This is a genomic window from Buttiauxella sp. (assembly GCF_035271705.1).
Taxonomy (GTDB): Bacteria; Pseudomonadota; Gammaproteobacteria; order Enterobacterales; family Enterobacteriaceae; genus Buttiauxella.
Map to the genome: position 1 here is coordinate 1 of NZ_DATERI010000167.1, position 22,342 is coordinate 22,342.

Annotated in this window: 24 protein-coding genes and 1 tRNA gene; 9 read left to right on the plus strand and 16 right to left on the minus strand. The window is 47.5% G+C overall.

Annotated features, from left to right (window positions below; genetic code table 11):
• Positions 1-304: 304 nt before the first annotated feature.
• Positions 305-799, minus strand: coding sequence for a YrhA family protein (locus VJY99_RS15210; protein ID WP_324119916.1), 495 nt, complete (start codon positions 797-799; stop codon positions 305-307).
• 382 nt (positions 800-1,181) lie between these two features.
• On the opposite strand from VJY99_RS15210, the gene VJY99_RS15215 reads away from it, so the two are divergent.
• Positions 1,182-1,712, plus strand: coding sequence for a hypothetical protein (locus VJY99_RS15215; RefSeq protein WP_324119918.1), 531 nt, complete (start codon positions 1,182-1,184; stop codon positions 1,710-1,712).
• A 149-nt stretch (positions 1,713-1,861) separates the two neighbouring features.
• Here the strand turns inward: VJY99_RS15215 and VJY99_RS15220 are convergent, their stop codons facing one another.
• The 8 genes from VJY99_RS15220 to rluE form a co-directional block, all read right to left on the minus strand.
• Entirely contained in the window at positions 1,862-2,983 is a 1,122-nt protein-coding gene (locus VJY99_RS15220; protein ID WP_324119920.1) for a cupin domain-containing protein, read from the minus strand.
• A gap of 70 nt (positions 2,984-3,053) precedes the next feature.
• Positions 3,054-4,517, minus strand: a complete 1,464-nt coding sequence (gene phoQ, locus VJY99_RS15225; RefSeq protein WP_324119970.1) for a two-component system sensor histidine kinase PhoQ — start codon at positions 4,515-4,517, stop codon at positions 3,054-3,056.
• Positions 4,517-5,188 (minus strand): two-component system response regulator PhoP, encoded by a 672-nt coding sequence (gene phoP / locus VJY99_RS15230; protein ID WP_324119922.1) that lies wholly within the window; start codon positions 5,186-5,188, stop codon positions 4,517-4,519. Before phoP ends, phoQ begins: the two co-directional genes overlap by 1 nt.
• Before the next feature lie 122 nt (positions 5,189-5,310).
• Positions 5,311-6,681: an adenylosuccinate lyase gene (gene purB, locus VJY99_RS15235; protein ID WP_324119924.1), complete on the minus strand. Its 1,371-nt coding sequence runs from the start codon at positions 6,679-6,681 to the stop codon at positions 5,311-5,313.
• 20 nt (positions 6,682-6,701) lie between these two features.
• Positions 6,702-7,331, minus strand: a complete 630-nt coding sequence (hflD, locus tag VJY99_RS15240; protein ID WP_324119926.1) for a high frequency lysogenization protein HflD — start codon at positions 7,329-7,331, stop codon at positions 6,702-6,704.
• 147 nt (positions 7,332-7,478) lie between these two features.
• Positions 7,479-8,585: a tRNA 2-thiouridine(34) synthase MnmA gene (gene mnmA / locus VJY99_RS15245; RefSeq protein ID WP_324119928.1), complete on the minus strand. Its 1,107-nt coding sequence runs from the start codon at positions 8,583-8,585 to the stop codon at positions 7,479-7,481.
• A 67-nt stretch (positions 8,586-8,652) separates the two neighbouring features.
• Positions 8,653-9,102: an NUDIX hydrolase gene (locus VJY99_RS15250; protein ID WP_324119930.1), complete on the minus strand. Its 450-nt coding sequence runs from the start codon at positions 9,100-9,102 to the stop codon at positions 8,653-8,655.
• A gap of 2 nt (positions 9,103-9,104) precedes the next feature.
• On the minus strand, positions 9,105-9,746 hold the full coding sequence (gene rluE / locus VJY99_RS15255) for a 23S rRNA pseudouridine(2457) synthase RluE (RefSeq protein ID WP_324119932.1): 642 nt from the start codon (positions 9,744-9,746) through the stop codon (positions 9,105-9,107).
• A gap of 133 nt (positions 9,747-9,879) precedes the next feature.
• Here rluE and icd point away from each other — a divergent pair, with 133 nt between their 5' ends.
• From icd to VJY99_RS15270, 3 genes are all read left to right on the plus strand, one after another.
• Positions 9,880-11,130 carry an NADP-dependent isocitrate dehydrogenase gene (icd, locus tag VJY99_RS15260; protein ID WP_324119934.1) on the plus strand — a complete coding sequence of 417 codons (1,251 nt, stop codon included), beginning with the start codon at positions 9,880-9,882 and terminating at the stop codon, positions 11,128-11,130.
• 279 nt (positions 11,131-11,409) lie between these two features.
• Entirely contained in the window at positions 11,410-11,649 is a 240-nt protein-coding gene (locus tag VJY99_RS15265) for a hypothetical protein (protein WP_324119936.1), read from the plus strand.
• 158 nt (positions 11,650-11,807) lie between these two features.
• On the plus strand, positions 11,808-11,984 hold the full coding sequence (locus tag VJY99_RS15270) for a hypothetical protein (protein ID WP_324119938.1): 177 nt from the start codon (positions 11,808-11,810) through the stop codon (positions 11,982-11,984).
• A 76-nt stretch (positions 11,985-12,060) separates the two neighbouring features.
• Here VJY99_RS15270 and VJY99_RS15275 read toward each other — a convergent pair whose 3' ends face one another.
• Positions 12,061-12,765, minus strand: coding sequence for an oligogalacturonate-specific porin KdgM family protein (locus tag VJY99_RS15275; RefSeq protein ID WP_324119940.1), 705 nt, complete (start codon positions 12,763-12,765; stop codon positions 12,061-12,063).
• A 479-nt stretch (positions 12,766-13,244) separates the two neighbouring features.
• Here VJY99_RS15275 and VJY99_RS15280 point away from each other — a divergent pair.
• Positions 13,245-13,320: transfer RNA gene (locus VJY99_RS15280), tRNA-Thr, on the plus strand.
• A 290-nt stretch (positions 13,321-13,610) separates the two neighbouring features.
• Here the strand turns inward: VJY99_RS15280 and VJY99_RS15285 are convergent.
• Positions 13,611-13,853 carry a DinI family protein gene (locus tag VJY99_RS15285; protein WP_324119942.1) on the minus strand — a complete coding sequence of 81 codons (243 nt, stop codon included), beginning with the start codon at positions 13,851-13,853 and terminating at the stop codon, positions 13,611-13,613.
• A 104-nt stretch (positions 13,854-13,957) separates the two neighbouring features.
• Complete coding sequence (locus VJY99_RS15290) at positions 13,958-15,433, minus strand: transporter substrate-binding domain-containing protein (protein ID WP_414641601.1); 1,476 nt, start codon at positions 15,431-15,433, stop codon at positions 13,958-13,960.
• A gap of 337 nt (positions 15,434-15,770) precedes the next feature.
• Here VJY99_RS15290 and cspE point away from each other — a divergent pair, with 337 nt between their 5' ends.
• From cspE to VJY99_RS15305, 3 genes are all read left to right on the plus strand, one after another.
• The gene (gene cspE / locus VJY99_RS15295; RefSeq protein WP_034456078.1) at positions 15,771-15,980 is read left to right on the plus strand and encodes a transcription antiterminator/RNA stability regulator CspE; all 210 of its coding nucleotides are present in this window, start codon (positions 15,771-15,773) and stop codon (positions 15,978-15,980) included.
• A gap of 398 nt (positions 15,981-16,378) precedes the next feature.
• Positions 16,379-16,537, plus strand: a complete 159-nt coding sequence (locus VJY99_RS15300; RefSeq protein WP_324119946.1) for a YqaE/Pmp3 family membrane protein — start codon at positions 16,379-16,381, stop codon at positions 16,535-16,537.
• Positions 16,538-16,695: 158 nt separating this feature from the next.
• A complete protein-coding gene (locus VJY99_RS15305) occupies positions 16,696-17,001 on the plus strand; it encodes a hypothetical protein (RefSeq protein ID WP_324119949.1) in 306 nt (101 codons plus the stop codon).
• 25 nt (positions 17,002-17,026) lie between these two features.
• Here the strand turns inward: VJY99_RS15305 and VJY99_RS15310 are convergent, their stop codons facing one another.
• Positions 17,027-17,242, minus strand: coding sequence for a hypothetical protein (locus VJY99_RS15310; protein WP_324119950.1), 216 nt, complete (start codon positions 17,240-17,242; stop codon positions 17,027-17,029).
• Between the two features lie 44 nt (positions 17,243-17,286).
• Here VJY99_RS15310 and VJY99_RS15315 point away from each other — a divergent pair, with 44 nt between their 5' ends.
• Positions 17,287-17,994, plus strand: a complete 708-nt coding sequence (locus VJY99_RS15315; protein WP_324119952.1) for a CTP synthase C-terminal region-related (seleno)protein — start codon at positions 17,287-17,289, stop codon at positions 17,992-17,994.
• Between the two features lie 32 nt (positions 17,995-18,026).
• On the opposite strand, the gene VJY99_RS15320 is transcribed toward VJY99_RS15315, so the two are convergent.
• The 3 genes from VJY99_RS15320 to yeaG form a co-directional block, all read right to left on the minus strand.
• Positions 18,027-18,473: a DUF441 domain-containing protein gene (locus VJY99_RS15320; protein ID WP_324119971.1), complete on the minus strand. Its 447-nt coding sequence runs from the start codon at positions 18,471-18,473 to the stop codon at positions 18,027-18,029.
• Positions 18,474-18,919: 446 nt separating this feature from the next.
• The gene (locus VJY99_RS15325) at positions 18,920-20,203 is read right to left on the minus strand and encodes a YeaH/YhbH family protein (protein ID WP_324119954.1); all 1,284 of its coding nucleotides are present in this window, start codon (positions 20,201-20,203) and stop codon (positions 18,920-18,922) included.
• A gap of 70 nt (positions 20,204-20,273) precedes the next feature.
• The gene (gene yeaG, locus VJY99_RS15330) at positions 20,274-22,208 is read right to left on the minus strand and encodes a protein kinase YeaG (protein WP_324119956.1); all 1,935 of its coding nucleotides are present in this window, start codon (positions 22,206-22,208) and stop codon (positions 20,274-20,276) included.
• Positions 22,209-22,342 lie beyond the last annotated feature (134 nt).

Here is a 22,342-nt window from a genome sequence, read left to right on the forward strand (position 1 = left end):
AAGCAGAGCTAACATAGCCAATTGCGGGTTGGGACGGTAGAAAATATAAAGGGGCGGGAGCCCCTATGTTGTAATTGCTTATGGTTAACAGTCTGTTTAATGCCAAATATAGTCATTCGCACCCTGAGAATTACACTTTAAGTGATTCAGGGTATGCGCTGACTGATTACGAATATAGTGCCAGAATCATGTGATGTAATTTATTATCGCTGTGCTGGTTTCGCTAAAATTAACGTATCCATTCTCCGGCACCCATTCCGTTTTCAGACTTCTAAAATGGACATAGCTCGCGCTTAGCCAACTATCATTTTACCGTATTCAAAGCGGCGGACAGGAAGTCGCTGAATTGATCATGCGTTTCGATAACGTAGTCGGTTGATACCCTATCGCGGATTTCAAAGTGGTCGGCAGCAAAGCTATACGTGAATACCGACATACCATCCTCTCCGATCACCACCTTGTCAGACAGGTTTGGATCAACATATATATCGTTCTCTCGCACATCAAAATTACGGATGAAAATATTGGACCATAAAGGCTCCCCGTTTTCAGCTTGGGCAAGACCGTAAAACGTCAATCCGTTGTACTCCAACCCATCCATTAACTCGAACATATGGGCGTAGTCTTGCCGTGTGATAAGAAGGCGCTGCACGTCGGTATAGGCGGGTTTTTTATTTGCATCCCACACCGATGGTGGGCTGTTTCGTATCAAATCTGCCATTGTATTTTGGGTTATTGGTTTAGCTACTGGATAGTTGTTTGCGACCATCAAAGCGTTAAAAACATTGATCTCTTTCACAAGCGCCCCTTATTTCAATACTGGGTAAATTACGCCTTTAATTCTGTCTTTATATAAAAACAGAAAAACTAATTTATAGAATTAATATCTCTATGTAATCCCTTGTCTAATTTTTCATCTAATTGTGACTCACGCCGAAGATTTTTGGTTTCCAATAATTAACCTGGGTTCTACTGTTGACTTGTACAGTGCTTTTAGCAGAAGGTAAGTGGATAGAAAACAATATTACCTTATACCCAAAGTAATTCGAGTTGCATTGAGCTGGCACGCCAACACCGGTGCACTCGAAGTATAAAGGGTATAAATGAATCGCCCCCGCCTGGTGCTGTAACACCAAACGAGGGCTAACCACAAACGTTATAAACTGTTTAGGAGTAACGCTATGGCTATCGCCGATAGTAACACATTTGTTTGCGCTGAAATTACTGATAATCAATCTGTTATTGCAGGGAGTATCGCAGCCTTGTTGAAATTCCCACTGGGTGACACGCACGATTTATTTCAGGTGCTGGATATTTGCCAGCGTTACGCTGATGAATTAATTGAAACTGATAACCACGCTGAATATATAGCGCTGTGTGGGCGTTTATTGGCAGGGTTGAATGTGTTGAAGGTGGTTTTAAAATCGCCGTTGCCAAAACATCTTATTGAACAATTAACGGTGAAGGAAAATCATGTTGATGAATATCGCCGTCCACTCTCAACTGATTCAGATACAACCTGTGATTATTGTTCCGCATTAACTATGGTGTTACTAAACCAACAAGTCTCGCTGGAAAAACAGGAGCACATCAGCGGATTGTTGTTTGAATTGCTGAGCATGCTGGCTGAGGATTTGAAAGCGCCGCGTTTTATCCGCACCGCGACTGGGCTGGCAATGATAGATGGTGAGGTTGTGCTGGGCATTCATTAAATACCCGTCATCCTTCAAGCTGCAGGGGTGTTGGCCGCACTCACAAACCCCAGTCACTTACCTAAGTAAGCTCCTGGGGTTTTGCTCCCTTGCCGCCTACCTGCAACTCGAATGCTAACGGGTATAAACTGAGAAGGCGGGAGAGGGCATTAATCCTCGAAGTACCAGTACCCGCTGTTCACCAGTGCTGCCAGCATCGCCAGGAACGACGGGTCTTCTAGCGCATCACCAAACATTTCTGCTTTCAGCGTGATGTTGCTTGCCAGTGCTTCAAGGGCTGGGCGGTGCGGGCTGTCAATCTTCTCGCCGTTGACGTAAATCTCATCGGCGATACGCAGCACGCGTAACCCACCTAAACGAGTAATCGCGTCACCCTGTTTCAGGGCGTCGTAAATCTCATCAGGCTGATAGGGCGGTTCTGGTGGCGCGACATCCAGTTCATGACGTGACTGAGTAATAAACTCACCAAACCAAGTTTTAAAATGCTCAGGCTGATTAATAAGCTCCAGCATCATGTTACGCAAGCTGTCCACTTCCTGTGGCAGAACATCCGCAGGATGCTGGCGCACAGGCACATCAGGGTCGGTATAACGCTGGCTGCCTAATTCGCGTTGCAGCACGTAATCAGCAAAACCGCTAATTAACTCACGGCCACTGGGTGCGCGGAAACCGACAGAGTAATTCATCGAGTTTTCCAGCGAGTAACCTTCATGCGGGAAACCAGGCGGAATATAGATAATATCACCCGGCTCGAGTTCTTCGTCGATAATGGCGTCGAACGGTTCAACTTGCAGTAAGTCAGGATGCGGGCAGTGCTGTTTCAGAGGCGCTTTTTCCCCTACACGCCAGCGACGGCGGCCAACGCCCTGAATAATAAATACATCGTACTGGTCGTAATGAGGGCCAACGCCACCACCAGGGACCGAAAAAGAAATCATTAAATCGTCAATTCGCCAGTCTGGCAGCGCGCGGAATGGGCGCATTAATCGGGCACTTTGTTCGTGCCAGTGGTTAACCGCCTGGACCAGTAGTGACCAGTTGTTTTCACTCAGATGGTCAAAGCTTTGGAATGGACCGTGGCTAACTTGCCAATTGCCGTTCTGATGGCTAACCAGGCGGCTGTCCACCTCGTTTTCCATAGCAAGGCCGGCCAGTTCATCTGGAGAGATAGGGTCGATGAAGTTTTTGAAGCCACGTTTTAATACGACTGGTCGTTTTTGCCAGTAGTTCTCAATAAAATCGGGCCAATTTAGGTCGAGTTGATAGTCCATATTATTATCCGGCAGGTGAATGAGCCTGCGAGGATTATAACGGATGGTGCCGCTTGTTACGGGAGTATTTTCAATCTTCTGCTCGGTCTGGACGCTGACGCCCAAAAATCACTTCCATGCGCGCGCCACCCAGTTCGCAGCTCGAGGTTTGGATCTGGCCGTCGTACTGTTCTACGATTTCACGGGCGACGGATAAACCCACACCCTGGCCTGGGCGCAGGGTATCAGCGCGTTGCCCACGGTCAAACACCAGGCTGCGTTTACTTTCAGGGATGCCAGGGCCATCGTCATCAACGAATAAATGCAGTGTGTCATCCAGCTGGCGACCGGAGATCTCAACAAATTCAAGGCAATATTTGCAGGCGTTATCCAGCACGTTGCCCATCACTTCCATGAAATCGTTTTTCTCACCCACGAACGTGATTTCCGGCGAGATATCCAATGTGATATTCACGCCTTTGCGCTGGTACACCTTATTGAGCGCCGAACAGAGGCTGTCGAGTAACGGAGCCACGGGATGAAGTTCGCGGCCCAGTAACGGGCTGTCACCGCGCATACTGGCGCGATGCAAATAGTAGCCAATTTGCTGAGCAATACGGCTGATTTGCTCAAGCATCACCGGCTCAGCTTCTTCGATATTTTGTTTGCCGGTACGCAATGAACGCAGGGTGGTTTGCAACACCGCCAGCGGCGTTTTCAGGCTGTGGGTTAAATCCGTCAATGTGGTGCGGTATTTGTCATAGCGGTCGCGTTCGGTACGTAACAGGCGATTAAGATTGCGCACAAGGCTTGTCAGCTCGCGTGTCGTTTCGGGATTCAGGCTGTCACGGTCATGCTTTTCAAGCTCGCGCACTTCTTTCGCCAGATGTTCGATAGGGCGCAAACTCCAACGCGCGGCGAACCAAAGTAACGGTACGACCAGCAACAGGTTGGCAAGAAAAACACAGGCAAACAAGCCCCAGACCGTATACGAGCGTTTTAACTCGATAGGAATAGTATCGACAACTACGATGGTTAAGGCGGGCAATTTCCCTGTCGCTGGGTACTTATTAACGGCAATGAAGTGACTGACATCATCGCTATAATCACCATCATAAAAATCTTTTAGCTGAGTCTGTAGCATTGCGTCGTTAGCCAGCAAGGCGTGGCTGGTATCAAAATTCGCTTCCAGCTCGTGAAAACCATTGCTGCTGAGCCACTCTTGCTTAATTTGTTGCAGCACATGCGGCACGTCACGCTGTTTCCATAACAACTTCCCCTTGTCATCATAGATGAGGGCCATGGTCGGGGTTTTCAGATTCAGGTTTTCTGGAAGGACAACATTAATCTGGCCATTTTCGAAAGTCGTGAGGGTATAAAACAGGTTGCTCTCCCCGCGCAGTAAACGGAAAGATGTTTTATCAAAGCTAATGCTGTAACCCACCAGCGCCACCACACCATAGGCCAGTGATAGCACCATCACGACGGCAGCCGTTGCGAGTAAAAAACGGACCCGTAACGATAACGGTAAAAAATGTCGGATGAATTTCATGATTAACGCAGATCGAAACGATAGCCCTGACCACGGACTGTGGTGATAGCATCATGCTGATATTCAACCAGAATCTTTTTACGCAAGCGCCCCATTAAAACATCGATGGTGTGGCTCTCACGCAGTTCAGCATCGGGATAAAGCTGGAGCATTAACGAATCTTTGCTGACCACTTTGCCATTATTGCGGATCAACGTTTCCATAATGGTGTATTCGAAAGCGGTGAGCTTGATCAGATTGTCGTTGATAAGCAATTCACGTCGCGATAAATCCACCTGGAAAGGCGGCAGAGAAATGACCTGCGAAGCCAGCCCACTGTTGCGGCGCAACAGCACCTGCATGCGGGCAATCACTTCTTCCAGATGGAAGGGTTTGGTGACGTAATCATCGGCACCCGCGCCCAGCACCTCGACTTTATCCTGCCAACCTTCACGTGCGGTGAGTACCAGAATGGGTAGGGTCACATCGTGGCTGCGCCAGCGACGAATCAGGCTCAAACCGTCTTCGTCGGGTAAACCTAAATCGACAATCGCAATATCGGGGGTGTGTTCACTCAGGAAATAGTCTGCTTCTTTGGCATCTTCAGCTGCATCAACCTGATGGCCGGACTCACGCAACTGAACCTTGAGGTGGTGACGTAACAGAGCATTATCTTCCACGACCAGAACTCGCATCGTATTTCCTCAATATATAAATGGCATTGATAGTTTAACGCTAATTATCGAACAGAGGGCATAAACCGAGAGTAAACAGGGGGGACGTAAAAACGCCACCGCGAAGGGTGGCGTTGGAGGCGTTATTTTAGCTCGTCAACCATCGTGATGGCGCGGCCAATATAGTTAGCCGGAGTCATCTCTTTCAGGCGAACTTTCTCTTCTTCTGGCAACTCGAGGCTGTCGATAAACTGTTTCATGCCTTCAGCATCGACGCGCTTACCGCGAGTCAGTTCTTTCAGCTTCTCGTACGGCTTTTCAATACCGTAACGACGCATCACGGTCTGAATTGGCTCAGCCAGCACTTCCCAGTTGAGGTCCAGTTCGGCCAGCAGGCGGTCACGGTTCACTTCCAGTTTGCTCACACCTTTCAATGTGGACTGGTAGGCAATCAGCGCGTAGCCAATACCAACACCGAGGTTACGCAGCACGGTGGAGTCAGTCAGGTCGCGCTGCCAGCGGGAAACCGGCAGTTTGCTCGCCAGGTGTTGCAGCATCGCGTTAGACAGGCCCAGATTACCTTCGGAGTTTTCGAAGTCGATTGGGTTCACTTTGTGCGGCATGGTGGAAGAACCGATTTCGCCCGCAATCGTTCTCTGCTTGAAGTGGTTCAGAGCGATGTAACCCCAAACGTCACGATCAAAGTCGATCAGAATAGTGTTGAAACGGGCGATGCAATCGAACAATTCAGCGATGTAATCGTGTGGTTCGATCTGCGTGGTGTACGGGTTCCACTGGATGCCCAGAGAAGTCACAAACTCCTCGCTGAACTGGTGCCAGTCAACTTCCGGATACGCCACCATATGGGCGTTATAGTTGCCGACTGCGCCGTTGATTTTGCCCAGAATGTCTACTTTCTCTAACTGACGGAACTGGCGCTCCATACGGTATGCCACGTTCGCCATCTCTTTACCCATGGTAGATGGGGTCGCAGGCTGGCCGTGGGTACGGGAAAGCAGAGGAATGTCGCGATACTGAACTGACAGGTCTTTGACCGCGTCGATAACCTGGCGCCAGTACGGCAGCACCACATCTTTACGCGCGGTTTGCAGCATCAAAGCGTGGGACAGGTTGTTGATGTCTTCTGAGGTACAGGCGAAGTGAATGAATTCAGATACCGCATGCAGGGCAGGGACGGCCGCCACTTTTTCTTTCAGAAAATACTCAACCGCTTTGACGTCATGATTGGTGGTGCGTTCAATGGTTTTGATGCGTGCGGCATCTTCTTCACTGAACTGGTCAACAATTTTATCAAGGTAACCGATTGCGTCTGCGTCAAAAGCAGGAACTTCCTTGATCGCTGCGTGCGTGGCCAGTTTTTGAAGCCAACGTACTTCGACTTGTACGCGGAATTTCAGCAGACCAAATTCGCTGAAAATAGCGCGCAGAGCGCTGACTTTGTCACCGTAACGTCCATCAATAGGGGATACGGCGGTCAGTGAGGATAATTCCATAAGTTACAACTCCAGAGAGGTTAACATTGAGCAAGAATTTGTTTGGCCTGAGCACACAGGCGACTACGAGAAAACATTAACTGCAAGCGTCCACCGCCCACCTGGTGCCATAGCACGGCGGCGCGAATACCGGCCAGCAACGAGGCGCGGACTTTACTTTGCACCTGTGCGCTTTGCAGCACAGCAGGGGAACCGGTAACCTGAATCCGCGGGCCAAGCGGGCTGATGACATCAACATAAATCCCTGCCATGGCGCTCAGTAGCGTATCGGACTCGAGATCGAAATGTTCAAGCTGACGTTGTAAGCCAGAAATACGTGAGCCGAGTGTGTCCATTGCACCCTTGCTGCCGTGAAGCTTACGCTCCAGCACCATCAGGCTCAACGTGTAGCGCGTCAGCTCAGCGTTCATGCCCTGGCGATTACTGGCGTTCAACACGCCGAGCAAGGTTTCGAGGCCAAGTTTCAGGTTGGCTTCGTTACCACCAAAAACGTCCAGCGTGGAGCCTGGATTTTGGTCAATGACACTATTCAACGAAACATGAAGCGCATCGTTATCACAGTGCCCCTGGTGAGCCAATTGCTGAACCAGACGGGCAGACTGGCAGATCCCTGCCAATGCAATGGTGATGTCATAGTAATTTTTGGCCACGAGGGTTTCGTCCTTGTTTTACCCGTTATCTTTCAAGCTGGAGGGGCGTTGGCTGCACTCACAAACCCCTGTTACTCACTCAAGTAAGCTCTTGGGGATTTGCTCCATGGCCGCCAACCTGCAACTCGAAATCTAAAGGGTATATTCTTAAATTGTGAGCGGCAGACGCTGCTCAATAACACCACCACCGAGGCACACTTCGCCGAGATAGAACACGGCAGACTGGCCTGGAGTGACGGCGGCAACGGGTTCTTCAAAACGCACTTCAATGCGATCCGCATCCAATGGCGTGATAACACAAGGAAGATCGTTCTGGCGGTAGCGAGTTTTCACGGTACAAGTCAACGGCTCGGTCAACGTTTCACGGTCAACCCAATGCAGTTGTTGTGCAATCAGGCCAACTGACATCAAACGAGGATGCTCATGACCCTGCGCGACCACCAGAATATTGTTCTCAACGTCTTTATCGACTACATACCACGGATCTTCGCTACCATCTTTGGTGCCGCCGATGCCCAGGCCTTTACGCTGACCCAGTGTGTGGTACATCAAGCCCTGATGCTCGCCGATAGTTTCGCCATCAACAGTAACGATTTTACCCGGTTGCGCTGGCAGGTAACGGCCAAGGAATTCGCGGAATTTGCGCTCACCGATGAAACAGATGCCGGTGGAGTCTTTTTTCTTCGCGGTGATCAAGTCTAACTCTTCCGCAATACGCCGCACTTCTGGCTTCTCAAGCTCGCCAACTGGGAACAGGCTTTGCGCAATTTGCTCGTGTCCTAGCGTATAGAGGAAGTAGCTTTGATCTTTGTTGCTGTCTAACCCACGCAGCAGGCGACTTTTACCGTCCACATCTTCTCGACGCACGTAATGACCGGTGGCAATGTAATCGGCACCTAAATCTTCGGCGGCAAATTCGAGGAAGGCTTTAAATTTGATTTCTTTATTGCACAGAATATCCGGGTTTGGGGTGCGCCCGGCTTTGTACTCTTCCAGGAAGTGTTCAAACACGTTATCCCAGTATTCTGCGGCAAAGTTTACAGTGTGCAGCTCAATGCCGAGTTTATCGCAAACGGCTTGTGCATCCGCTAAATCAGCGGCAGCAGTACAGTACTCCTCGCCATCGTCCTCTTCCCAGTTCTTCATGAACAGGCCTTCCACCTTGTAACCTTGTTGTTGCAACAAGTAAGCGGAAACGGAGGAATCGACACCGCCGGACATCCCGACGATCACTTTTTTTGGGCTTTCAGACATTGGAGTAACTCACGACATTGAACTTAAAGGCGGCATATTCTATCACGCATCACCGGGCCTGGCACCCCTAACTAAACGGCCAATTGAATGCGCCCAGCATGCTGAGCGGATAACGTTCGGCGCTTTGATAGCAGCGGATACTTTCAGCGACTAATGGCGAGCGCAAATTTCCTGCGTTAACAATTTGTTGCGGATCCAGCCATAAGCAGCGATCGATATCGCTATCATGCGGCGTGGTGGGAAGTTGTTCTTCAAGATCGATGGCAAACAAGAAACGCAAGAACGGCGTTTTATCCGGCGCTATCCACTGGTGCATGCGGATAAACGTCTGTGGCTCGGCGCGAATACCGGTTTCTTCATATAATTCGCGGCAAGCGGCCTCAAGCAGCGTTTCGTCAGCTTCCAGATGCCCGGCAGGCTGATTCCACAACGCTTTGCCGTTGATAGTCTCTTCTACGACCAGAAATTTCCCCTGCGCCTGAACCACGCAAGCGACAGTAACGTGCGGTTTAAACATCGTTAATCACCCTGTTTCAAATTCAGCGGAATTTCCCGCCATTCACCCGGTGCCAAATCAGCGAGCTCCAGAAAACCCATCGCAAAACGTATCAGGCGCAGCGTTGGGCAACCCACATGGGCCGTCATCCGTCGTACTTGTCGGTTTCGGCCTTCATATAAGGTGATTTTCAGCCAACTTGTTGGGATAGCTTTGCGCTCACGAATGGGCGGATTTCGCGCCCATAACCACTGGGGTTCTTCAACCAGTTCAACGCCCGCGGGCAGGGTAGGGCCATCGTTTAGCGTCACACCTTTGCGCAGTGATTCCAGAGCATATTCCGTGGGTAAGCCTTCTACCTGCACGAAATAAACTTTACCGGTGCGTTTGCCAGGTTGCGTCAGTTTTGCCTGTAATGCACCGTCATTGGTTAACACCAGCAAACCTTCGCTATCGCGGTCAAGACGGCCAGCCGCGTAAATTCCTTGTAACGGGATGTAATCTTTCAGCGTGCTGCGACCTGCTTCATCGGTAAATTGCGGTAGCACATCGTAGGGTTTATTGAAGATAACCAGCCGCTTCGGTCCATCAACAGACTTTTTTTTGGCTGGACGTCGTGTGCTGAATCGTTCAACTGGGTGATTTCTAAAAGAAGTTTTATTCATAGTGTTTTCAGACGTTAGGTATTAACGCATTATAACGGAAATCACCAGTGATTGGCGCGGGCCTGATATTCAAGTAGTATTGACACGCACATTACAAATCATTAACAAAAAGAAGCGCTCGAAGGAGAGGTTAATGGAAAGCAAAGTAGTAGTTCCGGCGGAAGGTAGTAAGATCACCCTGCAAGATGGCAAACTGAATGTTCCTCATAACCCAATCATTCCTTTCATTGAAGGTGATGGTATTGGTGTGGACGTGACGCCAGCTATGATTAAAGTGGTTGATGCCGCCGTGCAGAAGGCCTACAAAGGCGAGCGGAAAATTTCCTGGATGGAAATCTATACCGGCGAAAAATCTACCCAACTTTATGGCCAGGACGTCTGGCTGCCAGAAGAAACTCTGGACCTGATTCGTGATTACCGTGTAGCCATTAAAGGGCCACTGACAACGCCAGTTGGCGGCGGTATTCGTTCTCTGAACGTTGCTCTGCGTCAGCAACTTGACCTGTACGTGTGTCTGCGTCCGGTGCGTTACTACCAGGGTACTCCTAGCCCGGTTAAACACCCAGAATTGACCAACATGGTTATCTTCCGTGAAAACTCAGAAGATATTTATGCGGGTATCGAGTGGAAGGCTGACAGCGCTGAAGCTGAAAAAGTCATTAAATTCCTGCGCGAAGAAATGGGCGTAACGAAAATTCGTTTCCCAGAACATTGTGGGATCGGCATCAAGCCTTGCTCTGAAGAAGGCACCAAACGCCTGGTTCGTGCAGCCATCGAATACGCAATCACCAATGACCGTGATTCCGTAACGCTGGTTCACAAAGGCAACATCATGAAATTCACCGAAGGTGCTTTCAAAGACTGGGGCTACCAGTTAGCGCGTGAAGAGTTCGGCGGTGAGCTTATCGATGGCGGCCCATGGGTTAAACTGAAAAACCCTAACACCGGCAAAGAGATCGTGGTGAAAGACGTAATCGCTGATGCATTCCTGCAACAGATCCTGCTGCGTCCTGCTGAATATGATGTTATCGCGTGTATGAACCTGAACGGTGACTACATTTCCGACGCCCTGGCCGCTCAGGTTGGCGGTATCGGTATCGCACCAGGCGCTAACATCGGTGACGAATGCGCACTGTTCGAAGCGACCCACGGTACTGCACCAAAATATGCAGGCCAGGATAAAGTGAACCCAGGTTCTATCATCCTGTCTGCAGAAATGATGCTGCGTCATATGGAATGGTTCGAAGCGGCAGACCTGATCGTTAAAGGTATGAGCGGTGCAATCAACGCGAAAACCGTAACTTACGATTTCGAACGCCTGATGGATGGCGCTAAACTGCTGAAATGTTCAGAGTTTGGCGACGCGATGATCGAACATATGTAATTAGCGATTCTGCTGATTTCAAAGCGGGAGCCTGGTGCTCCCGTTTTTTATGCCCCTTCAAAAATCCTTCCGCAAAATCACGGCTTTTTCCCCCAGCTTTAACATTATTAACAATTCATTCCATGCCCTGGGCCATCATTAGATTTATCTGTCATCTTTATTAGTCGGGTAATCAACACTCTGACCCCCGGTAGATGCTTTGATTTAAGCAGTAACTCCCATGAAGTCTATAATTTAGGGGCGTCAAATTGGCGCGACTCGCATTTCTGGGGACTTACTATGAAATATGCAGTGATACTGTTGGCCGCTTCTACTCTGATAGCCGTAATACCTGCACAAGCAACCGAACAGTCAGGACAACGCCAGGATGCCCGTGATGTGAGGCAGGGGACTCGCGATGTGTCGCGTGACATCAAGCAAGAGTGTCGTGAAGGGCTTGTCGGTAATGCTGATTGTCGACAGGATCATCGTCAAAATAAGCAGGAAGGCCGTGATAAAGCCCGTGATATCAAGTACTAACAGACTGTAAGGGGATAGGGGGCGGTATCGGTGCATAGAAACATGTTTAAAATTGTATTTCTTCTGGCGCGACGAGCCAGGCAACTGAAGTGTATGATTCTTGCCCGCCATACTGGTGTGCTAACCCATTTTAGGTTTACCACGTTAAGGAATTTGTCATGAAAAAATTTGCATTAATGCTGCTTGCTGCTTCTACCCTGATGACCACACTACCTACGCTGGCAACTGAGCAGGCTCAAGAGCGTCAAGATGGACGTGAAGCCAAGCAAGAATGTCGCGACGGTCTTGTTGGTAATGCCGATTGCCGCCAGGAAAAGCGCGATATCAAGCATTGATTGAACGAAGGCTAGCGTTATTTCAGGCTAGTGAGTAAAAATCCCGCCATATGAGCGGGATTTTTATTATCTGGAATTAGAACGTATATTTAATACCTACGCGGTAACGAACTTCCATTTCGTCTTTTTCATGGTCCTGATTGTAACGTGGCACATAGCCGACTTCAGTATATGGCTTCCAGTGCTTATCAATGCTATAGCTGGCCACAACGTTATACAGCCAATAATTATGTTCACCTTCATAATCTTCATAGTTGGTGAAGCGATATTCTAAATCACCAACAATTGAGAAGTCTTGATAAGCATAACCAAGTTCCCAGTTAAATTGGTTATAGTTTTTATCTTTAACACCTTCGTTTTCACTTACGTCAATACCTGGACGCCAGCGCAGGGAAGTCATCCAGCTATCGTTAAATTTGTAGATGGCTTTAATCTGTGCGCGGTAACCAATATGGGTATCACCTAAATCAAGGTTAATCGCTGGGGCAAGAGTAAGATGTTCATTGATAATGAAATTCTTACCAAATTCAATTTCGCTACCGCTGCCACTGTATTTCTCAATGCCGTTTTTGTAGCCTTCGTTATCAACTTCTGTTTTCTCAGAAATTTTACCCTCGACACTCGCAAAATAACCATCTTGCGTAGTATGACCTATCTTAAGTCTATCAGCATTCGTGCCACTTTCAGGTTTGTATTCATGACGATAGTCAAGCGTAACCGCGCCTGACGAAACTGAAACCAACAATGCTGCAAGGGCGCTTATTTTAAAGAAACATTTCATTTGTCTTTCCCTGGTGTGAATTAAAAAATCAGTCATCTGGACTGGTGAAGATGCTAATTAATTTTGCCTTCAAAAAAATGAAGCTTGATCACTTATTTGAAATGGTGTTTTAGTTATCTTGTTTGATATTAAATAAAATAATTATTGTTTTTTATTGTGTAATGTTGCAGTTGGTCAGGATGGGCGATGTTAATAAACAGTAAAGGTGTTGTGATAAACAACAGTGGTTATTATGGTGATATAGAAAAGTCATTAGTCAGATTAAAAATAGACATGAGGTTGGCTCCCAGGCTGATGGCAGAAATCTAAACATTGTGGGGTATGCGTGGCCTGATGTTACTCATCACAGGTTGAATTTTGAGCTGTAGAGCAATTTTTAATCTGCTACTGGTTGATTTAATATCAATGAGTTGAATTTTTAAGCGAACGATTCAAAGGGAATTGCATAGCGGATCTGCTTTGTGTAGGATGTTCTCCATGCCGACTTAGCTCAGTAGGTAGAGCAACTGACTTGTAATCAGTAGGTCACCAGTTCGATTCCGGTAGTCGGCACCATTTTTAAAAAAACCACCTTTCAGGTGGTTTTTTTTCGTCTGTGTTTTAGCAAATGTGAAGTGGGGGAGAGGAAGGCTAAATGCAAAAAGCGCTTCCTCAATGACGGGTGGGTTAGATCCAGCCCTGTTGGCTTGCAAACCAAACCACAATTGCCACCAGGATTAATATTACCGTTGTTTTTCTCATAACTTCTCGACTTGTTTAAAAGACACCTGACGTAGTGTTGCGAAGATCATAGTAGGAGAAATGCCATGGATAATCTCATTTTTCTACCCTACCTCGACTGACAACTATTCTTCACTGACCAGCCAGAAGTCTGCTTCATCGAACATCTCTTCAACCAGACGGTTAATCTTCTCTTTTTCATTCTTGGTGCAGTCACTATTCACTGCATTCGCCTGCATGGGTTTCACCCTGACTTGCGCATCAGGGAAGATGGTGTGAACCCGTCGAGTTAATTCTTCAAGAATCTTTTCATTTGCGCCGGGAAGCCCCGCCACATTTCGTTTGTCGTAAACCAGTTCAACGAACATTGATACTTCCCTATTAAAGCTGTGTTTATATACAGTAATAAATCTCGACATTCAAGGCAAGCGGAGTTCCTGAAAAAGTGAACTCAGCAAGACAATTGCGCAGTCTATCCCGATTTACTGGTGGCAAGCGGCCTTTGGGTTTTACGTGCTTTAGCCTGTACCATTATCAGTTGGTAGGCGACGTAATATTTGTAAATATTGCTCACATATTGCACGGTTTCATTGCCTATACGCAGTTGTGCAATACGTTCTACATTATTAAACCAGACATTGGGATCAAGGCCTTTAGTCGTAGCCTCTTTGCGTAAACGGGCAATTTTGGCCGGGCCGGCATTATAAGAGGCAAAGGTGAAAAGGAGTTTGTTCAGATCTGTCATTTTCTCGTCAGCAAAATAACGATCGCGCATGAAACGGATATATTTCACCCCAGCATTAATATTAGGGTCTATCAGCCTGATATCGCCGACTTTTAACTCTTTGCCAGTAGACGGCAACACTTGCATTACGCCAATCGCACCACTTTTGCTGCGCAATGTTTGGTCAAGCCGTGACTCTTGATACCCTTGAGCCGCCATCATGAGCCAGTCGACATTATATTGTTCACCGTATTTGCGGAAGATTTCTGTAACCTGATAAAACTTCTCTAACTCCTCATGCGAGCGTGCATCTTTAACCCATTTGGTATTGCGTAAATACTTATAAACTTGTTGATTGCCGAAGGAAGTGCCAATTTTATGTACGGCAGTAAATTTATCCAGTTGGGCTTTCAGAAGCGGGGAGTTCTTGCGCATCGCGAATGCGATAGAGCCATCATCACGCAGAGTAATGTTTTCATAAACCACCAGGTTTGGATAAATCTGCTGCCATAATATGGCCAGGTAACGGTCAACCACGGTGTAGTCCGCAAGATTGGCGTTTACCATTTCCAGAATGTCCTCAGGTTCGAAATTTCCAGGGGCTTTGGTCACCACTACAGGTGAGAGTTGTTTCTCGGTCAGGTTTTTATTCAGTATGTTAATGCTGGAGAGGTAGCTGGTCGAAGGATTCACAAACAGAGATTGCCCCGAAAGGGAATCGACGCTTTTGAGTTCGGGCGCTTTGTTATTGGCGATAACGACTTCATGGATATGCGTTGCCAGCGGAGCACTGAAATCGACCCATTTTTCGCGTTCAGATGTCATCGTTAAGTTAGCCGCGATGATATCCCCACGCCCGGCGATAAGCTGCGGAATAAGTTGGTCGCGAGCGGTGGGTATAAAGAGAAAATGTGTTTTTTTTGAAGACTTAAGACCTTTATTGATTTGCTTATCAAACTGTTGCATCAACTCAAACATGATGCCCCGTTGGGTCCCACTGTTATCAATAAAGTAAAATGTTTTACTGTAAGGTATCAACACTCGAATGATGCGCCGTTTCTTCATCACATCATAGTCACCAAAAACTGCCGATATTTTGGTTTCAAACTTCAAATGCTGCTCATCGGTGGCTGCATATGTCATCGGCAAACAAGCAGAGGTCAAGAGTAGTACCAACACCAAGCGCACCATGGTCACACCATATAATAAGCAATTCAGTTGCATACCGTTTAACTATAGCTCTCGTGATGTTGTTTTGATTGAAAAATAGATGCGCAGGGTGATGAGGGTGTGACGCTGGATGATGTGTGGCCCTAATGAGAAAATTATTAATTGAAAATAATTCTTGCTTCAAGTGCGCTGCCGTGCGTTAATGCGTCATCGGTTTGGAAGACAGACCTTATGAAAGCAGTTTTAGTAAAGCAGTCCTCAGTTCAAGCGCTATCAAGTCATCAGATACCCTTCTTCGTGAGTCTCCTCCTAAGTGCCTAAATAAGAAACGTTCTGCAATACAGACCACGTTCGCCATATTAAATGGCTATAAAATATTGAGGAAGTATCTATGTCTAAAATGACTGGTTTAGTAAAATGGTTCAACCCAGAAAAAGGTTTCGGCTTCATCACTCCTGACAATGGTAGCAAAGATGTGTTCGTTCACTTCTCTGCCATTCAGAGCAATGATTTCAAAACTCTGGACGAAGGTCAGAAAGTTGAGTTCTCTGTTGAGAACGGCGCTAAAGGTCCATCAGCAACTAACGTTGTTGCTCTGTAAGACTGCTAACGCATACTGCGACTGACGCATGCGAAGACGGTGAATAACCCGAGCCGGAAGTCAAAGTGAATAAACCCGCCATGTGCGGGTTTTTTATTATCTAAAATTTACCAAATCCCACCTTTACCCATACCATCAATCCCATGACCTTAATAAGGTTAACACTATTCTTTACATTAATTAACGATGTACCTTCAGTTGGTTTACGCTGTGTAGACTATGCTTGAGTTTACTTTTTTAAATGTATATACCCGCCATACTTCAAGCTGCATCTTTGTTGGCTGCGTTCACTCACCCAAGTCACTTACTTATGTAAGCTCATCGGGACTTGTTCACTTGCCGCCTCAATGCAACTTGCATTATTTTGGGTATGTAACTTGAACAACTGGAGTTTTTTTATGGGTTTTTGGCGTATTATTTTTACGATTATTTTACCTCCGCTTGGTGTTTTATTAGCGAAGGGATTCGGTTGGGCATTTATTCTGAATATTGTACTGACACTGTTGGGTTATATCCCTGGATTAATCCATGCATTCTGGGTACAAACCCGGGATTAATAAAATAAAACCAAATCATTGACTTAAAGCTAACGCAGCGGGTGACTGAAATGGTCGCTCGCCAGAGAATGCTAATCGTACTTAACTGCCCCTGTTTACTTTTTCATCTAAGAATGTTCTGATATAGCTAATTATTTAATGAGCTACAGAGTCGTTTTATGTTTCAGTTAAAACCGGGAATGCTGGCAATGATTATAGGTTCCCGTACCGTCGCCGGGCGTGTGAACATTGGTAAGTCAGTCGATCTTTTTGGTCTGTGCGAACCGGGCGAAAGTTTTGTTAATCCGGTCACGGGTGTGGTGATGCAACTTCCGCATGATGCAAATCATTCGCTGTGGTTAGTGACTGGCAACGTGGTGGCTTTCGATGGCCGCGAAGGTTATACCTTTGTTCGCGCAGAATATCTGCTGCCACTCGACAAGACGTTATTGCCAGAGATTGAGCAAGAGCTGGCTGTTAACTGAATGGGCTGGGGTGATTGACAGGAAATTATCCGTGATTAGCCTGTTCCTTTAACGTCAACGCTTTGTCTAATGCCTTAACACGGGCGATTAACGCAGAAATTTCAGCTTCAGCGTAAACCTCAATACCATTTTGACGTAGTAATGCCAATGCCGCCGCAACGCCCGTTCCAGGTTGTGTGATCCCCTGAAAGCTACCATCTTTGGGCGTTGCAAGGCAAAAGGTAGTGGCATAATCTATCATTCCTTATGTAGTAGATGTTTTTAAACATAAGGATAATCAAATAAATGTCTCTATTACCCTTGAAAGAAACTCTTCGCGTTGCGCTGGTTGGTGACTACAACTCTACAGTCATCGCACATCAGGCTATTCCTCTGGCTTTAGATAATGCAGCTGAATATGTTGGCGTTACCGTCGACTATGATTGGTTGCCCACTCCGGAAGTGACAAGCCCTGAAGACCTGGTGGGCTATGACGCCATTTGGTGCGTTCCGGCTAGCCCCTATCAAAATGAAGACGGTGCCTTTCTGGCAATCCGTTATGCTCGTGAGAACCAAATTCCGTTTCTTGGTACGTGCGGTGGTTTCCAGCACGCTATCATCGAGTATGCGCGTAATGTATTGGATTGGGACGACGCAGGTCATGCCGAAACCAACCGTGAGGGACGACTGGTTATTGGGCCATTAAGTTGTTCGCTGGTGGACAAATCCGACGCTATCGAACTTAAACCCGGGTCATTGATTGCTGAAGCTTATGGATGGTCGCAAATTGAAGAGGGTTACCACTGCAATTACGGTATTGCTGGCTTTTTCGCCGATCAGATGAAGACATCTGATTTGCAGCCCACTGGGTGGGATAAGCAAGGTGAAATCCGTGTAGTCGAGCTTCGTGGGCATCCATTTTTTGTCGGGACACTTTTCCAGCATGAACGTAACGCATTAAAGGATATGCCTTCACCGTTAGTTGAGGCGTTGCTTAAAGCGGCACAGCGTTAATCAGGAAGCGTGGCCAGGACGAGCTGCGCTGTTCACTGTTTGCCGATGATAAGCGACACAAGTCCTGCGGCGATAAGCGGCCCAACAGGCACCCCGCGGAATAATGCCACACCTAAAACCGTTCCAACCAACAGCCCTGCCACTAAACTCGGCTGGCTGCTCATGAGCGTTACGCCGCGTCCACCGAGCCAGGAGACGAACACACCGACCGCGATTGCAACCAGCGATTTCCAGTGGGTAAACGAGTGTAGCAGGGTACTTGCAGGCAAGGTGCCACTGGCAATCGGAGCCATAACGCCAATCGTCAAAATGATAATCCCCACTGTCAGCCCCTGTTTTTCAATCCAGGGGAAAAACTGACTCAATGGGGTAACCCGGACAATGATAAGCACCAGAATGGATACCGCAACGGTAGTGTTATGGCTGACAAATCCTAGCCCAGCAAGTGCCAGCAGGATTAAAAGTGTCGAGTCGAAGATCATCGTGGTTCCTTGCGAAATATAATGGGAAAGCTATTTTTATTGTTAATTCTTACTTTACGTGCAGCGATGTTATTTCATAAGTCTTTTTAAACAGATAGCCAATATTTTGTGCAGTTGCATAGTCATGATTATAAAGTTATAGCGTTTTAGACGATCGATTAGGCTGTTTTTGATCAATGAAAACCATTTGAACTACATGGGTATTCATCCGTACTCTGGCTCCAGTTAGCTGAGTATTTAGAGCAACCTGTGGTGATACAACAAGAATGTTCATGTACGCAATACAACAATATGGAATAGGGCGAAGTGAATACCGGACACATATTGATATGCGGTTATCAGTTGCTTGTTGGCGAGAGTAAAAAATGAGAACTGTTTGCCCGTGGGATGGGAAAGGAAATAAATCAGCCAGAAAATGAGGTTAACTGGCTGATTTTTAAATACTAATTGTGAGAGTTGCTCGCCTGCTTATGGAACAGTTCGCGGAACACCGGATAGATATCATCCTGGTCGCGAATATGTTGCATGGCGAAGTTATCAAACGTTGATTGTAAATCTTCATATTCACGCCACAGAGTCTGGTGGGCGCGACGCGTAATTTCGATATAACTATAGTAACGCACCATCGGCAGTAATTTTTTCGCCAGCAATTCATGACACAACGGTGAATCGTCTGCCCAGTTATCACCATCAGATGCCTGCGCGGCATAGATATTCCACAATGCCGGGTCGTAGCGCTCTTTCACGACTTCATCCATCAGTTTCAGGGCGCTTGAAACAATCGTGCCGCCCGTTTCCTGTGAGTAAAAGAACTCGTGTTCATCAACTTCCTTGGCTTGAGTATGGTGGCGGATATAAACCACCTCCACGTTTTTATAGGTCCGACTCAGGAACAAATAGAGCAGGATATAAAAGCGTTTAGCCATGTCTTTGGTCGCCTGGTCCATCGAACCCGAGACATCCATCAAGCAGAACATAACCGCCTGGCTTGAAGGCTCAGGGCGTTTTTCATAATTTTTGTAGCGTAAATCGAAGGTATCGATAAACGGTACGCGGGCAATTTTCTCGCGCAGTTCAGCAATCTCTTTGCGCAAGCGTTCTTCTTCAAGCAACTGCGCAGGTTCACTGTTGCTCACCGTTTCAAGACTGTCTTCCAATTCGTGTAACTGGCGGCGTTTACCCGCAGTCATCGCGGTGCGGCGGGCCAGCGAATTTTGCAACGAACGAACAACGCTGATGTTGGCGGGTACACCATTCGAAGTGAAACCTGCTCGATGAGATTTAAATTCGGTAATTTGGCGATGCTGATTCCTCTGCAGATTCGGCAAAGCCAGATCTTCAAACAATAAATCGAGATATTCGTCTTTTGAAATTTGAAAGACGAACTCATCCTGGCCTTCACCGTCCTGGCTTGCCTGGCCTTGCCCTGCACCGGAACCGCCACCACCACCCTGTGGACGTTCAATTCGGTCATTTTGCACGAAGTGATCGTTACCCGGATGAACACGATGGCGCAGACCGCCACGACCCTGGTGAAACAACGGCTCGCTGATATCTTCACTTGGGATAGAGACCGATTCGCCGCTATCCACGTCGGTAACCGAACGCTTGTTGATGGCCTCGGAAATCGACTGTTTAATCTGTGCTTTATAACGACGCAAAAAGCGCTGGCGATTCACCGCACTTTTATTTTTGCCGTTCAGTCGCCTGTCAATAAAATAGGCCATAGTTCCCCCAAACTTCTTTGCCAACTGCGCAGGGGGGCCACACTGCGTGGCCCCATCTTTGACTCAGCCGTTATGAAGATTTCCGTACCCGCAGATACCATTCACACAGCAGGCGAACTTGTTTGCGGGTATAGCCTTTCTCCATCATACGATCGACAAAGTCATCGTGTTTTCTCTGCTCGTCGGTCGAGGTTTTGGCATTGAACGAAATTACCGGCAGCAGCTCTTCGGTGTTTGAGAACATTTTCTTCTCGATGACCGTACGCAGCTTCTCATAGCTCGTCCAATTAGGGTTACGACCATTATTGTTGGCGCGAGCACGCAGCACGAAGTTAACGATTTCATTACGGAAATCTTTCGGGTTGCTGATGCCTGCCGGTTTCTCAATTTTTTCCAGTTCCGCATTCAGGGATTCACGGTCAAACAACTGGCCAGTATCCGGGTCGCGGTATTCCTGATCCTGAATCCAGAAGTCAGCGTAGGTAACATAACGGTCGAAAATGTTTTGTCCGTACTCTGAGTAAGATTCGAGGTACGCCGTCTGAATCTCTTTTCCGATAAATTCAGCGTATTTCGGGATCAGGTAGCCTTTCAGGTGTTCGAGATATTTCTCTGCCAAATCTTGCGGGAACTGTTCCCGTTCGATCTGTTGTTCCAGCACATAGAACAGGTGCACCGGGTTTGCGGCCACTTCAGCATGGTCAAAGTTGAACACGCGAGAGAGGATTTTGAACGCAAAACGTGTCGACAGCCCGTTCATGCCTTCGTCAACACCAGCGTAATCGCGGTACTCCTGGTAGGATTTCGCTTTCGGATCGGTGTCTTTCAGACTTTCACCATCGTACACCCGCATTTTGGAGTAAATGCTGGAGTTTTCCGGATCTTTCAAACGTGACAGGATCGAGAAGCGCGACAGTGTTTCCAGGGTGCCCGGGGCGCAAGGTGCATGTAACAATTCACTGCGTGTAAGCAGTTTTTCGTAGATTTTGATCTCTTCGGAAATCCGCAGGCAATAAGGCACTTTGACAATGTAAACACGGTCAAGGAACGCCTCGTTGTTTTTGTTGTTACGGAACGTCACCCACTCAGATTCGTTTGAGTGCGCAAGGATAATGCCGTTAAACGGCAGGGCGGAAATGCCTTCAGTCCCGTTATAGTTGCCCTCCTGGGTTGCCGTCAGCAACGGGTGGAGCACTTTAATAGGTGCTTTGAACATTTCAACGAATTCCATGATGCCTTGGTTTGCACGGCACAAGGCACCGGAATAGCCGTACGCATCAGGATCGTTCTGCGCGTGGTTTTCAAGTTTACGAATATCCACTTTACCGACCAACGCCGAGATATCCTGGTTGTTCTCATCACCCGGTTCAGTTTTGGCAATCGCAATTTGCGCCAGAATCGATGGCCAGACTTTCACCACACGGAATTTGGTGATGTCGCCACCAAACTCATTCAGACGTTTTGCTGCCCACGGAGACATAATCGTGCCCAGGTAGCGATTCGGGACGCCATACTCTTTTTCAAGAATGGTGGCATCTTCTTGCGGATTGAACAGGCACAGCGGGTGGTCATTCACCGGGCTGCGTTCCCCGTTTGCACTTAGCGTGTAAATTGGCACGCGCTGCATTAACGCCTTTAGGCGCTCAGCGAGTGATGATTTACCGCCACCCACCGGTCCCAATAAGTAGAGAATTTGTTTCTTCTCTTCCAGACCTTGGGCCGCATGTTTAAGATAGGAAACAATTTGTTCAATGGCTTCTTCCATGCCATAGAACTCTTCAAACGCTGGATAACGGGAAATTACCCGATTCGAAAATAGACGGGACAGCCGTGGTTCGGTGGCAGTATCCACCATCACTGGCTCACCAATGGCCATCAATAGCCGTTCTGCCGCATTGACATAGGCACTGCGATCTTGCTTACAAATTGCAAGAAACTCCTGCAGTGTGAACTCTTCGTCCTTGGCAGCTTCATAACGCTGGCGATAGTGATCGAATATATTCATGGCATGCCGTCCTTTCGTATTTAGCACAGGTTAGAGAGCCGTTCGTATGAGTAATGGAGGCTCCCGGAAGACGTCTCCTGAATCTCGAGCAACCCTTATGCCAACTTCTCTTACCCTTCATCATTTAAGTCGTA